A 13,508-nucleotide genomic window follows, 5' to 3' on the forward strand; every position below is an offset into this window, starting at 1 on the left:
ACGATGAGGTGGGGTAACCATGAACGCGCCGTACGACGGTGACCGCGGCCGGGCCGTGCCCGACTCGGGCTCCCCCGAGGGGCCGCCGCCCGAGCACGGCCAGGTGCCGCCGCAGCCGCCCGCGGACATGTACCTCCAGGACGCCTACGCCGAGGACCCCTACCGGGAGCAGGACCTCGCCGCGCAGGACCCGGTCGCCGAGGCGCTCTACGACCGCGCCGCGCACCCGCCGCCGCCACCCGGCACCTACGAGCCGCAGCAGCCGCTGTACGCCCAGCCGCCGCAGTCTCCGTACGCCCCCGACCCGCGCGTGTGGGCCCAGACCCCGGCGCCCGAACCGGAGGGCCCGACGCAGTACCTGCCCTACGGCGACGATCCCCGGACGACCCAGTACGTCGGCGTCGACGACCTGGTCAGCCAGGCCGGAGAGCAGCGCCACGAGCCGGACGCCTTCGCCCACCTCTTCCGGGACCAGCAGCACAGCGGATTCCCCGACCAGCAGCCGGCCGGCGACCGCCCGGCGTACCAGCAGCAGCCCGCCTCGGTGCCCGCACCGTCGCCGGTGCCGGGCCAGTACGCGGCGACGGCACCGTCACCCGCTGCCGAGGCGCCCGCGCCGGAGCCCGCGCCCGCCCCGAAGAAGACCGGCCGCGCCGCGGGCCTGCTGAAGTCGAGCGCCGTGATGGCGGCGGGCACGATGGTGTCCCGCCTGACCGGTTTCATCCGCTCGGCACTGATCGTCTCGGCGCTGGGCGTCGGTCTTCTCGGCGACACCTTCCAGGTGGCCTACCAGCTGCCCACGATGATCTACATCCTGACCGTCGGCGGTGGCCTCAACTCCGTCTTCGTGCCGCAGCTCGTGCGGGCCATGAAGGAGGACGAGGATGGCGGCGAGGCCTACGCCAACCGCCTGCTGACCCTGGTCATGGTGGCACTCGGCGCGCTCACCGCCCTCTCTATCTTCGGCGCACCGATCCTCATCCGCCTGCTGTCCGACCCCGTCGCCAGCGACCCGGCCGCCAACGAGGTCGGCATCACCTTCGTGCAGTACTTCCTGCCCTCCATCTTCTTCATGGGCGTCCATGTGGTGATGGGGCAGATCCTCAACGCGCGCGGCAAGTTCGGCGCGATGATGTGGACCCCGGTCCTGAACAACATCGTCATCATCGTGACGCTGGGCATGTTCATCTGGGTCTACGGCACCGCCGCCGACTCCGGGATGAAGGTCACCACCATTCCGCCGGAGGGCCAGCGCCTGCTCGGCGTCGGCGTCCTGCTCGGCCTCGTCGTCCAGGCCCTGGCGATGATCCCGTATCTGCGGGAGACCGGCTTCCGGCTGCGCCCGCGCTTCGACTGGAAGGGCCAGGGCCTCGGCAAGGCGGTCACGCTCGCCAAGTGGACCGTCCTGTTCGTCCTCGCCAACCAGGCCGGCGCGGTCGTCGTGACCCAGCTGTCCACCGCGGCGGGCAAGGCCTCGCCCGTCGACGGCACCGGCTTCGCCGCCTACGCCAACGCCCAGCTGATCTGGGGGCTGCCGCAGGCCATCATCACGGTCTCTCTCATGGCCGCCCTGCTGCCGCGCCTGTCACGCTCGGCGGCCGAGGGCGACGGGGGCGCGGTCCGCGACGACATCTCCCAGGGGCTGCGCACCACGGCCGTCGCGATCGTGCCGATCGCCTTCGGCTTCGTCTCGCTCGGCATCCCGATGTGCACGCTGATCTTCGGCTCCTCGGGCACCAGCGAGGCCACCAACATGGGGTACATGCTGATGGCCTTCGGCCTCGGCCTGATCCCGTACTCGGTGCAGTACGTCGTCCTGCGGGCCTTCTACGCCTACGAGGACACGCGCACCCCCTTTTACAACACGGTCATCGTGGCGGCGGTCAACGCGGGCGCCTCGGCGGTCTGCTATTTCGTCATCCCTGCCCGTTGGGCCGTGGTCGGTATGGCCGCCTCGTACGGGCTGGCCTACGCGATCGGGGTCGGTGTCGCCTGGCGCCGGCTGCGCAAGCGGCTGGACGGGGACCTGGACGGCGCCCGCGTGCTGCGGACGTACGCCCGGCTGTGCATCGCGTCGGTACCGGCCGCCCTGCTCAGCGGCGCGGCCTGCTACGGCATCGGTCACACGCTCGGCCAGGGCGTTCCGGGCTCGTTCGCCGCGCTGCTGGCGGGCGGTGCCGTGCTGCTCGGCACCTTCTTCGTCGCCGCCCGCCGCATGCGCATCGAGGAGCTCAACTCGCTGGTCGGTATGGTCCGCGGACGCCTGGGACGCTGAGGCAGGGGGGAGGCGCACAACCATCGTCAGCCACCGCGTGTCGTGCATAGCGGCGGACTGTGGGCACAATTGGTTTCGGCGTCGGACGGCGCGCACGGGTGTCAGACGGCGCGCAACGAATGGGGAGGCAGGAACGACGGTGGCGGAACGGAGCACGGCTGCCGTCGACGTGGCAGACAACAGCGGCGAGACGTCGCTGACCGCGAAGGCGGACCAGTCCACGGCCGACGGGGTGGCCAACAACCGGGAGCGGGACACGGACAGCGACGAGGTACAGGAGACCACCCGGCCCGACGGTTCCGAAAAGGCCTCGCCTCCCGAACTGCACAGCGGACACAAGCTCGCCAGACGCTACCGCCTCGAGGAGTGCGTCACCCGTCTGGACGGCTTCAGCAGCTGGCGGGCCGTCGACGAGAAACTGCGTCGCGCCGTCGGCGTCCACGTCCTGCCCGCGGACCACACCAGGGCGCGCTCGGTCCTGGCCGCGGCCCGCTCCTCCGCCCTGCTCGGTGATCCCCGTTTCGTCCAGGTCCTGGACGCCGTCGAGGAGAACGACCTCGTCTACGTCGTCCACGAGTGGCTTCCCGACGCCACCGAACTGACCACGCTCCTCGCCTCCGGACCGCTGGAGGTGTACGACGCCTACCAGCTGGTCAGCCAGGTCTCCGCCGCCATGGCCGCCGCCCACCGCGAGGGCCTGGCCCATCTGCGTCTGAACCCCAACGCCGTCCTGCGCACCTCGACCGGCCAGTGGCGCATCCGTGGCCTCGCCGTCAACGCCGCCCTGCGCGGCATCAAGTCCGACACCCCGCAGCGCACCGACACGGAGGCCATCGGCGCCCTGCTGTACGCGGCGCTCACACAGCGCTGGCCGTACGAGAGCGACGCCTACGGCCTGTCCGGCCTGCCCAAGGACGTCGGCCTGATCCCTCCCGACCAGGTACGGGCCGGGGTCCACCGGGGCCTGTCCGAGCTCGCCATGCGCGCGCTGGCCAACGACGGCGCCACCGCCTCCCGCCACGAGTCCCCCTGCACCACGCCGGAGGAGCTGGTGAAGGCGATCGGCGAGATGCCCCGCATCCGCCCGCCGGAGCCGGCGTTCACCGCGCCGCCCGAGTACCAGCGCACGACCTACCAGCAGGGCACGTACGGCCGCCAGGCGCCGCACCCCGGGGTCACCCAGCCGGTTTCGGCCCCGCCGTCCCCGCTGCAGAGCCGCACCGGCAAGGCCCTGAAGTGGGCGGTGTCCGCCCTGCTGATCGCGGCTCTGGGCCTCGGCAGCTGGCAGCTGGCGGACGCCCTCATGGACCAGGGCGGCAAGGCCGACAACACTGACCGGACGCAGACGACGGACGGCAACGACAAGAGCCCCAAGAAGCCGGTGTCCGGAAAGCCGATCGCCATCAGCAGCGCTCGGGACTTCGACCCCTTCGCCGCCGACGGATCCGAAAAGCCGTCCGACATAGGGAAGGTCTACGACGACAGCACGGCCACGTACTGGCAGACGGACTACTACCTGAGCGCGGACTTCGGCCGACTGAAGTCGGGGGTCGGCGTCATCCTCGACCTCGGCAAGGTCCAGCAGGTCGGCAAGGTGACCGTCACCTTCGTGGGGGACACGTCGGTCGAACTCCGCAGCGCGAGCGCGGACGCCGCCTCCGAGCCCACGTCCTTCGAGAGCTACACCAAGGTCGCCGAGGGATCGGGTGCGACGGTGGAACTCAAGCCCGGCAAGACGCTGAAGACCCGGTACGTCCTGGTGTGGCTGACGAAGCTGCCGCTCCAGCCGGACGACGGCAAGTGGCGCGGCCGAGTGGCGGACATCAAGGTGACCAGCTGACGGCATCTGCCTCGAGGAAGGGGGCCGATGGCAGACGGCACCGGATACGACGGGGTGAGCGATCAGGACCTGCTCGCCCGCCACGTCGAAGGCGATCCCGATGCCTTCGGCGAACTCGTACGGCGTCACCGCGACCGGCTCTGGGCCGTGGCCCTGCGGACGCTGGGGGACCGCGAGGAGGCCGCTGACGCCGTTCAGGACGCCCTCGTGTCCGCCTACCGTGCCGCCCACACCTTCCGCGGCCAAGCGGCCGTCACCACGTGGCTGCACCGCATCACGGTGAACGCCTGCCTGGACCGGGCCCGCAAGGCTGCCTCCCGAAAGACCGCGGCGGTGGACGACACCGAGCGCTTGGAGCAGCTTCTGGAGCCACATGAGTCGGCTTCGGCGCCGGCCGAGCGCAAAGACCTCCACCGTCAGCTCCTCGAAGCTCTGGAAACCCTGCCCGCCGACCAACGCGCCGCCCTCGTGCTCGTGGACATGCAGGGCTACCCGGTCGCCGAAGCCGCCCGCATCCTCGACGTACCGACGGGCACCGTGAAGAGCCGGTGCGCCCGCGGCAGAGCAAGACTCCTGCCGTTGCTGACCCATCTGCGGCCGGAGGGCAGCAATGAGAGAAAGAAGCCGGGCGGGGAGCGGAACCGGACGCAGGGGACATCCGTCCCACCCGCAGCGGGGCCGACCAGAGCCGGTCCGTCGGACGCAGGACCGAGCGACTCAGCTGCAGTGAAGGGCGGAGGTGGACGAGCGTGACGTCGACGACAGACATGGCCGGGCATCCGGACGTCACGGAGATCTCCGACCTCGCCGAGGGCATCCTTCCCCCGGCGCGCACCGCGGACGTTCGGCAGCATCTGGACGAGTGCGAGCTGTGTGCGGACGTCTACGCGACCCTGGAGGAAATCCGTGGCCTGCTCGGCACGCTGCCGGGCCCGCCGCGCATGCCCGCCGACGTCGCAGGCCGTATCGACGCCGCTCTTGCCGCTGAGGCCCTGCTTCAGGCGACCGCGCCCGAGTCCGTGGACGCCCCGGAGGCGGTCGGCGCATCGCGGGCTGACGAAGGCGAGGCACTGCCCGCCGACGAGGGCGGGACACAGCGCTCCGGCGAGGCCGACAGCGCTCATGTTTCACGTGAAACATCGGCGCCGACGGACCGTCCCGCCGGACGCCCCCGTTCGTCCACCACCGGTCCGGGCCGGAAGAGCCGCAGTCGGACGGGGCGTCGCAGGATCGCCGTCCTGGGTGCTGTGTTCACCGCGGCCGCCCTGGGGCTCGGCTCTGTGCTGGTCGCGTCGGTCGATGGCGGCAAGCCGTCCAGTAACGCGGAACGGGAGCGCCAATCCGCCCCGGCCGACACCTTCTCCGAAGGGAAGCTGGAGAAGCAGGTCACTGATCTCCTCGCCCAGAACCAGAGCGCGGGGGGCGATGCGCGTACCCCCCATACCTTCGGCGGCCAGACCGTTCCCAACAGCGGTGGGCCCAGGATCTTGAAGGTGCCAGCGGTTCCGGAGTGTGTCCGCGAAGGCATCGGCCGCAGCGAAGCGGCGCTCGCCGCCGAGAACGGCAGGTACAAGGGGACGAAGGCCATGCTCGTGGTGCTGCCCGACGCCTCCGACCCCACCCGCGTGACCGCCTACATCGTCGAGACGACATGCGTCGACCACGCGTCGTCCACCGCCAAGGGCAAGGTTCTCCTGGAGCACTCCTACGCGCGGTCGGAGCGCTGAGGCGTCGTCGTCAGCCCTGCGCGGTAGCTCGTACGGAGCCGCGTGGATCCGGCACGGTGTCGTCTCTCCGTGTGCCCGGACACAGCGGGAATGCGCGCCCCTTAGGATCCGTTGGGTGGGGTGAGAGTTCTGAGAGAAGCTCCCACCGGTCGAACGATGCAGACCAGAGACGAGGAATCAAGCCGTGAGCGACGTTCGTAACGTGATCATCATCGGCTCCGGGCCCGCCGGCTACACGGCGGCGCTCTACACCGCGCGCGCGTCGCTGAAGCCACTGGTGTTCGAAGGCGCCGTCACCGCCGGTGGCGCGCTGATGAACACCACCGAGGTGGAGAACTTCCCCGGCTTCCAGGACGGCATCATGGGCCCCGAGCTCATGGACAACATGCGCGCCCAGTCGGAGCGCTTCGGCGCCGAGCTCGTTCCGGACGACGTCGTCGCCGTCGACCTGGCCGGTGAGATCAAGACCGTCACGGACACCTCCGGAACGGTCCACAAGGCCAAGGCCGTCATCGTCACCACCGGCTCGCAGCACCGCAAGCTCGGCCTGCCGAACGAGGACGCCCTGTCCGGCCGTGGTGTCTCCTGGTGCGCGACCTGTGACGGCTTCTTCTTCAAGGATCAGGACATCGCCGTGATCGGTGGCGGTGACACCGCGATGGAGGAGGCCACCTTCCTGTCGCGCTTCGCCAAGTCCGTGACCATCGTCCACCGCCGTGACACGCTGCGCGCCTCCAAGGCGATGCAGGAGCGCGCCTTCGCCGACCCGAAGATCTCGTTCGTGTGGGACAGCGAGGTCGCCGAGATTCAGGGTGACCAGAAGCTCTCCGGGCTGAAGCTGCGCAACGTCAAGACCGGCGAGCTCTCGGACCTGGCGGTCACCGGCCTCTTCATCGCCATCGGACACGACCCGCGCACCGAGCTCTTCAAGGGCCAGCTCGACCTGGACGAAGAGGGGTATCTGAAGGTCGACGCGCCCTCGACGCGCACGAACGTGACGGGTGTCTTCGGTGCCGGTGACGTGGTCGACCACACGTACCGCCAGGCGATCACCGCGGCCGGCACCGGCTGTGCCGCCGCTCTCGACGCCGAGCGCTTCCTCGCCGCCCTCGCGGACGAGGAGAAGGCCGAGCCCGAGAAGACCTCTGTCTGACCCCCATCCGCCCCACGCACAACCAGTTAAGGAGCCCGCCGTGGCCGGCACCCTGAAGAACGTGACCGACGACTCCTTCGAGCAGGACGTCCTCAAGAGCGACAAGCCCGTCCTGGTGGACTTCTGGGCCGCCTGGTGCGGTCCGTGCCGCCAGATCGCCCCGTCCCTCGAGGCGATCGCCGCCGAGTACGGCGACAAGATCGAGGTCGTCAAGCTGAACATCGACGAGAACCCGGGTACGGCCGCCAAGTACGGCGTCATGTCCATCCCGACCCTGAACGTCTACCAGCGTGGCGAGGTCGCCAAGACCATCGTCGGTGCGAAGCCGAAGGCCGCGATCGTTCGCGACCTTGAGGAGTTCATCGCCGACTGACCGGCGGGCCGTCCACTGACGGCGCATGTTTCACGTGAAACACGAATGGGCCAGCCCCTCCGGGCTGGCCCATTCGCATGGCAGCACTTCTCAGAGGGGCCGCAGCGCCGGCTCCTTCTGCACGGCTCCCAGCAACCGGTCCAGCGCCATCTCGACGTCTTCCTTCCAGGACAGCGTCGTCCTCAGCTCCAGCCTCAGCCGGGGATGGGTGGGGTGCTGCCGCACCGTCTTGAACCCGACGGCCAGAAGATGGTCGGCGGGCAGGAGACAAGCGGGCTCCTTCCAGCGCGCGTCCCCGAAGGCCTCGATCGCCTTGAAGCCTCGCCGCAGCAGATCCTTGGCGACGGTCTGGACCATCACGCGGCCCAGTCCCTGGCCTTGATACCCCGGCATGATGAACGAGGTCATCAGTTGCACCGCATCGGGTGAGACGGGACTCGTGGGAAACGCCGTGGAGCGGGGGACGTAGGCGGGAGGAGCGTAAAGCACGAAGCCCACCGGCACGTCGTCCACATAGACGACCCGCCCGCAGGATCCCCAGTCCAGCAGGACAGCCGAAATCCAGGCTTCCTTCTCCAGAGCGGGCGTGCCCGCCTTTACCGCTGCCTCGCCGCTGACTGGGTCCAACTCCCAGAAGACGCACGAGCGGCAGCGCTTGGGAAGGTCCTGAAGGTTGTCCAGCGTGAGCGGTACGAGCCGACGCCCCATGAAGGCTGTTCCTCGCTTCCTTCGCCCGCCGCATCGCGGGCCGCTGTCAGAGCGCTGCGTTCCCTGAGCAGGCTGCCGATGAATCCACCGACCGCGCCCAGCCCCAAACACGCGCTCACCAGTCCGGTGCGGCTCATCGTCCGCATGGGCCCCTGCCTCCCTCTCCGAGGTACTGCCGGGTGGATGCGCCATACCCGAACGCATCGTATCCACGATGCGATTCCATCGATACCGCCAGAAAGCAAAAGGCGAGCCGTGTTCCGGTACACACCGGACACGACCCGCCCCGTCACCTGCCCGGTGACATGCTTGCCGCGTGCAGAAGGCTCAGGACTCGGTGTCCTCGGAGTCGTCCTCCGAGAGGCTCTTCTGCAGGACGGGCCCCTCACCGGGGGCAAGGGTGCCGAGGATCCGCTCCAGGTCTTCCATGGACGCGAACTCGACGGTGATCTTGCCCTTCTTCTGACCCAGGTCGACCTTCACCCGGGTTTCGAACCGGTCCGAGAGCCGCGTGGCGAGATCAGTCAACGCCGGAGAGACACGTCCGCCTGCCCGCGGCCCCTTGGGACGCTGCGTCTTCTGAGGCCGAGACCCCATCAAGGTCACGATCTCCTCGACCGCCCGCACGGAGAGGCCCTCGGCCACGATCCGGTGCGCCAGCCGGTCCTGCTCCTCCGAGTCCTCGACGGACAGCAGTGCCCGGGCATGCCCGGCGGAGAGCACCCCTGCGGCCACTCGGCGCTGCACCGCCGGCGAGAGCTTGAGCAGACGCAGCGTGTTGGACACCTGCGGACGGGACCGGCCGATGCGGTCCGCCAGCTGGTCGTGCGTGCAGTTGAAGTCCCTGAGCAGCTGGTCGTAGGCAGCTGCCTCTTCCAAGGGGTTCAGCTGAGCTCGGTGCAGGTTCTCCAGAAGCGCGTCCAGGAGGAGCTTCTCGTCCTCGGTGGCCCGCACGATCGCCGGGATCGCCTCCAAGCCCGCCTCACGGCAGGCCCGCCAGCGACGCTCACCCATGATGAGCTCGTAGCGCCCGGCACTCAGCTGGCGCACGACAACGGGCTGTAGGAGACCGACCTCCTTGATGGAGGTGACGAGCTCGGCCAGTGCGTCCTCGTCGAAGACCTCACGCGGCTGCCGGGGATTCGGCTTGATCGCGTCGAGGGGGATCTCCGCGAAGTGAGCCCCGATGGGAGGCGCGGGCACGGCCGTAGCACCGCTCGCCGACGGCTCCTCTGTTTCACGTGAAACAGACGGCAGCGTGGCCACCTTCGCCGCGGCGACACCGCGGTCGTTCGGCAGCACCGGGACCGCTGCGGGGGACGTGGAAGCCGGCCCCCCTACCGCGGCCTGCGCCACTGACTTCTCCGTTGGGGCAGCAGGGATCAGTGCACCGAGACCACGGCCCAGCCCCCTTCGTCGCTCACTCACTGAATCCCCTCCACCATGCTCGGGTCGTTCTGTTGTGCGCCGATGTGGGCTTGCGTCGCGTCGTAGCTGACGCCGACACCCTTCAGCGCGATCTCGCGTGCTGCCTCAAGATAGGAGAGGGCACCGCTCGATCCTGGATCGTAGGTCAGTACCGTCTGCCCATAGCTCGGCGCCTCGGAGATACGGACGGAGCGAGGAATGCTCGTCCGCAGCACCTCGTCGCCAAAGTGGTTGCGCACCTCTTCCGCGACCTGGGACGCGAGTCGCGTCCGGCCGTCGTACATGGTGAGCAGAATGGTCGACACATGCAAAGCGGGGTTGAGGTGCCCCCGCACCAGGTCGACGTTGCGGAGCAACTGGCCCAGCCCTTCCAGCGCGTAGTACTCGCACTGGATCGGGATCAGGACTTCCTGGCCCGCGACCAGCGCGTTGACCGTCAACAGGCCAAGCGAGGGCGGGCAGTCGATGAGGATGTAGTCCAGCGGCTGCTCGTACGCCTGGATCGCGCGCTGCAGCCGGCTCTCCCGCGCCACCAGGGACACCAGCTCGATCTCCGCACCGGCGAGATCGATCGTGGCGGGCGCGCAGAAGAGACCCTCGACATCGGGGACCGGCTGGACGACTTCCGCCAGCGGCTTGCTTTCGACCAACACGTCGTAGATGGACGGGACTTCGGCGTGATGGTCGATGCCTAGAGCCGTGGACGCATTACCCTGCGGGTCGAGGTCGACGACCAGGACGCGGGCGCCGTGCAGGGCCAGAGATGCGGCAAGGTTGACAGTCGTCGTTGTCTTCCCGACGCCGCCCTTCTGATTGGCGACCACGATGACACGGGTCTGCTCGGGCCGTGGCAGGCCCTCACCGGCGCGGCCTAGAGCCTCCACCGCCAGTTGGGCAGCACGACCGATGGGGGTGTCGTCCATCGGAGGCGGTGTTTCACGTGAAACATCCGCCCCCAACGACTCGGTACGGGGACCGGGGACCGGATCGGTCATCGGTCCCGCGATGTTGGCGTCGGACCGCAAGGATTCACTCTCCTCGACTTCAGGCTCGCAATGAACAGAGCCTCGCACGTCTTCGGGGTCGTGAACCAGTGAGGCCTGGTGTTCTGTGGAGAAATCCACCTCTGTGGACAACTCAGGTCCCTCATCGAGTGATCCGAGGGGCTTACGGTCACGGGGTTCGGCCGCAGCGCGGCCACGACTGATGATGCCGTGCAGCAGAGAGCGACGTTTCACGTGAAACACGATGCCTAGCGGTTCCAGCCGCGCCCGCGCGACACTCCGAGATGCGTAGGTTTGGCAGCTTGTGTGGAGTACGGCTGGTCCGCAGGGCAGATCAGCCAACGGCTGCCTCCATGACGCGCAACGGTCGCGTCAACGCCGCCGACGGGTCCGGCCCGTACGAGCTGCCTTGGCCCGCTTGGCGGCAAAGCGCACACCGCCGGGGCTCTCCCCGACCTCCACCCGGACCACCGTGGACATCGGATCGACGATCCCCTCCCCGACATGCAGGATCGACGTCTCGACGGCGCCCAGCTTGCTCAGCGCCGTGGCAGCGGCCTTGAGCTCTTCCTCTGCCGTGTCGCCCTTCAGCGCAAGCATCTCTCCGTAGGGCCGCAGCAGCGGAATGCCCCAGGCGGCGAGTCGATCGAGCGGAGCCACGGCCCGCGCGGTCACCACGTGCACCGGCGGGATCTTCCCCATGACCTCCTCGGCCCGACCGCGTACGACCGTCACATGGTCCAGGCCCAGCAGTTCCACGACCTCGGTCAAGAAGGTCGTGCGTCGCAGGAGGGGTTCCAGCAGCGTGATCTTCAGGTCCTCCCGTACCAGCGCCAGCGGAATGCCGGGCAAGCCGGCGCCGGAGCCGACATCGCACACCGTCACACCCTCGGGCACCACCTCGGAGAGCACCGCGCAGTTCAGCAGGTGCCGCTCCCACAGCCGGGGCACCTCTCGCGGACCGATCAGACCACGCTGCACACCTGCCTCGGCGAGCAGCTCGGCATAGCGGACCGCGTCGGCGAACCGATCGCCGAACACCTCGCGTGCCTGCTCGGGCGCAGGGGGAAGCTCCGCTGCCTCCGTCACGGGGGACCGTCCTTCCGTACATCAGCGCACCGGGCGCCGACATCAGAACCACCAGAACTATCAGGCTGACAAAGTTCGGCCCCGTCTGCGCAACAGACGGGGCCGGAGGAACGTACGGGCCGATCAGGCGGGAAGCACGACGACGAAGCGCTGCGGCTCCTCGCCCTCGGACTCGCTCCGAAGTCCCGCTGCCTTGACCGCGTCGTGCACGACCTTGCGCTCGAACGGCGTCATCGGCTTCAGCCGCATCGGCTCACCGCTGCTCTTGACCTCAGCGGCGGCCTTGGCACCCAGCTCGGACAGCTCGGAGCGCTTGCGGGCGCGGTACCCGGCGATGTCCAGCATCAGGCGGCTGCGGTCTCCGGTCTCCCGGTGCACAGCGAGGCGCGTGAGTTCCTGGAGGGCCTCCAGCACCTCACCGTCACGGCCGACCAGCTTCTGCAGGTCGCGGCTGCCCGTGTCGCTGATGATCGAGACGGAGGCGCGGTCGGCCTCGACGTCCATGTCGATGTCGCCGTCGAGGTCGGCGATGTCGAGCAGACCCTCCAGGTAGTCCGCCGCGATCTCGCCCTCCTGCTCCAGGCGGGTCAGGGTGTCTGCACCCTCGGCAGCGGCGGAGGTGGTGCCTTCCGTCACGGGATGGACTCCTTCTTACTTCTTCGACGGGGACTTGGGCCGCTGCGGACCCTTGCGCTGGCCGGACTGGGCCTTGCTGCGGGTACCGGAGCCGGGCTTCTTGGCAGAGGCGGCGGGCTTGGCGTCCTCGGGCTCGTCGGACTTGCTCAGCGACGTGGTGGAGCCCCCGGCGGGCTTGCCGGACTGGCGCTGGGACTTGCTCTGCCGCTTGGGCTGCTGGCGCTTGGGGACGGCGGCGGTGGTGGTCGGCGTACCGTCCTCGGTCTGGGTGGCGACCGCGGTCTCGCTCTTGATCACCGTGCCGTCGGACTGGGCGGCCAGGCCCGCCTTGTTCAGACCGTTGATGAACTTGCGCTCGTACTCGTTACGGTCGCGGCCCTTGGCGACGATGGCCTTGACGATGACCTTGTCCCGGCGCCGGCTGACCTTGCCACGTTGCGCGACGTGCTTGTACAGGCGGTCCAGGTAGGCGGCCTGGGCCTTGGAACCCGGGGTCGGGTTGTTGTGGATGACGTACATCTGCTGACCCATGGTCCACACGTTGGTGGTCAGCCAGTAGACGAGGACACCGACCGGGAAGTTGATGCCGAAGACCGCGAAGATGACGGGGAAGACGTACATCAGCATCTTCTGCTGCTGCATGAACGGCGTCTTCACGGTGGTGTCGACGTTCTTCGTCATGAGCTGGCGCTGCGTGTAGAACTGCGACAGCGACATCAGCACGATCATGATCGCGGTGACGACCCGTACATCGGTCAGGGACGCCTGCAGCGCCTCGACCTTGGAAGAGCTGTCCGTGAACTTCGCGGCCAGCGGAGCACCGAAGATGTGGGCCTTCTGGGCGCTCGCCAGCAGGCGCTCGTTGATCACGCCGATGGTGTCGTTGGACGCGATGCTGTTGAGCACGTGATACAGGGCGAAGAAGAACGGGGACTGCGCCAGGATGGGAAGGCACGAGGAGAGCGGGTTGGTGCCCGTCTCCTTGTACAGCTTCATCATCTCTTCGGACTGACGCTGCTTGTCGTTCTTGTAGCGCTCCTGGATCTTCTTCATCTCGGGCTGGAGCGTCTGCATGGCCCGGGTCGCCTTGATCTGCTTCACGAAGAGCGGGATCAGGCAGATACGGATCAGGATCACCAGGGACACGATGGACAGGCCCCAGGCCCACCCGGTGTCAGCGCCGAAGAGGGCGCCGTACACCTTGTGGAACTGGACGATGACCCAGGAGACGGGTGTTGTGATGAAGCTGAAGAGGCTGGCAATCGTGTCCACTAA

12 protein-coding genes are annotated in these 13,508 nt (G+C 68.6%); 6 read left to right on the forward strand and 6 right to left on the reverse strand.

The features are described 5' to 3' along the window. Positions 1-19 precede the first annotated feature (19 nt). The 6 genes from murJ to trxA all read left to right on the forward strand — a co-directional run bounded on the left by murJ (position 20) and on the right by trxA (position 7,368). Positions 20-2,275 (forward strand): murein biosynthesis integral membrane protein MurJ, encoded by a 2,256-nt coding sequence (gene murJ, locus ACFPZJ_RS09115; protein ID WP_381019397.1) that lies wholly within the window; start codon positions 20-22, stop codon positions 2,273-2,275. 139 nt (positions 2,276-2,414) lie between these two features. Next, positions 2,415-4,115 carry a serine/threonine protein kinase gene (locus ACFPZJ_RS09120; RefSeq protein ID WP_381019398.1) on the forward strand — a complete coding sequence of 567 codons (1,701 nt, stop codon included), beginning with the start codon at positions 2,415-2,417 and terminating at the stop codon, positions 4,113-4,115. 27 nt (positions 4,116-4,142) lie between these two features. Then, the gene (sigM, locus tag ACFPZJ_RS09125; protein WP_381019400.1) at positions 4,143-4,868 is read left to right on the forward strand and encodes an RNA polymerase sigma factor SigM; all 726 of its coding nucleotides are present in this window, start codon (positions 4,143-4,145) and stop codon (positions 4,866-4,868) included. Then, on the forward strand, positions 4,865-5,842 hold the full coding sequence (locus ACFPZJ_RS09130; protein ID WP_381019402.1) for an anti-sigma factor family protein: 978 nt from the start codon (positions 4,865-4,867) through the stop codon (positions 5,840-5,842). Before sigM ends, ACFPZJ_RS09130 begins: the two co-directional genes overlap by 4 nt. 184 nt (positions 5,843-6,026) lie before the next feature. After that, a complete protein-coding gene (gene trxB / locus ACFPZJ_RS09135) occupies positions 6,027-6,995 on the forward strand; it encodes a thioredoxin-disulfide reductase (protein ID WP_381019404.1) in 969 nt (322 codons plus the stop codon). Positions 6,996-7,035: 40 nt separating this feature from the next. Next, a complete protein-coding gene (trxA, locus tag ACFPZJ_RS09140) occupies positions 7,036-7,368 on the forward strand; it encodes a thioredoxin (protein WP_381019405.1) in 333 nt (110 codons plus the stop codon). A 90-nt stretch (positions 7,369-7,458) separates the two neighbouring features. On the opposite strand, the gene ACFPZJ_RS09145 is transcribed toward trxA, so the two are convergent. The 6 genes from ACFPZJ_RS09145 to yidC all read right to left on the reverse strand — a co-directional run bounded on the left by ACFPZJ_RS09145 (position 7,459) and on the right by yidC (position 13,505). After that, complete coding sequence (locus ACFPZJ_RS09145) at positions 7,459-8,076, reverse strand: GNAT family N-acetyltransferase (protein ID WP_381019407.1); 618 nt, start codon at positions 8,074-8,076, stop codon at positions 7,459-7,461. A 327-nt stretch (positions 8,077-8,403) separates the two neighbouring features. Then, positions 8,404-9,504: a ParB/RepB/Spo0J family partition protein gene (locus ACFPZJ_RS09150; RefSeq protein ID WP_381019409.1), complete on the reverse strand. Its 1,101-nt coding sequence runs from the start codon at positions 9,502-9,504 to the stop codon at positions 8,404-8,406. Next, positions 9,501-10,577, reverse strand: coding sequence for an AAA family ATPase (locus ACFPZJ_RS09155; protein ID WP_381020138.1), 1,077 nt, complete (start codon positions 10,575-10,577; stop codon positions 9,501-9,503). The genes ACFPZJ_RS09150 and ACFPZJ_RS09155 overlap by 4 nt, the downstream gene beginning before the upstream one ends. 303 nt (positions 10,578-10,880) lie before the next feature. Further along, complete coding sequence (gene rsmG / locus ACFPZJ_RS09160) at positions 10,881-11,597, reverse strand: 16S rRNA (guanine(527)-N(7))-methyltransferase RsmG (RefSeq protein ID WP_381019411.1); 717 nt, start codon at positions 11,595-11,597, stop codon at positions 10,881-10,883. Between the two features lie 123 nt (positions 11,598-11,720). Then, positions 11,721-12,233 carry a Jag family protein gene (locus ACFPZJ_RS09165; RefSeq protein ID WP_381019413.1) on the reverse strand — a complete coding sequence of 171 codons (513 nt, stop codon included), beginning with the start codon at positions 12,231-12,233 and terminating at the stop codon, positions 11,721-11,723. A gap of 15 nt (positions 12,234-12,248) precedes the next feature. Next, a complete protein-coding gene (gene yidC, locus ACFPZJ_RS09170; protein WP_381019414.1) occupies positions 12,249-13,505 on the reverse strand; it encodes a membrane protein insertase YidC in 1,257 nt (418 codons plus the stop codon). Positions 13,506-13,508 lie beyond the last annotated feature (3 nt).

This window comes from Streptomyces bullii, from assembly GCF_042657145.1.
Taxonomy (GTDB): domain Bacteria; phylum Actinomycetota; class Actinomycetes; order Streptomycetales; family Streptomycetaceae; genus Streptomyces; species Streptomyces bullii.